This is a genomic window from Methylobacterium sp. A54F, assembly GCF_053346035.1.
The window spans coordinates 1-287 of sequence record NZ_JBKFBF010000198.1 but is presented as its reverse complement, the minus strand read 5'-3'; the positions used below and the strand labels follow the sequence as shown (position 1 = coordinate 287).

The 287-nt window shown below is 73.2% G+C and carries 1 pseudogene; it reads left to right on the top strand.

From position 1 onward, the window contains the following. Positions 1 to 287, top strand: a pseudogene (locus ACLBXP_RS25950) (hypothetical protein); the annotation flags it as partial.

The following is a 287-nucleotide window of genomic DNA, read 5'->3' as shown; positions in this document are numbered from 1 at the left end:
GCGGCGCCGCGCTCCAGACCCTCGCGGGCTCGCAGATCCGGACGCAGATCACGCTGGGCCGCCTGGCCCGTGAATGCGCTCGGCTCGAGGACGGCTCGATCATGGTCAAGGTCGGGGACGAGGGGCGCGTGCTCCTCGGGCCCGCGGGGTCGCCCGGCAGTTCCGAGGTGCCCGTCACTGTGTCGATCCGCTACGACGAGAAGCCCGTGACGGTGCGCAGCCGCCGCGTCAGCGTGGCGGTGCCGGCGGGGAGCGCGCAGGGCTTCTTCTCCTTCGTCGAGGAAGGG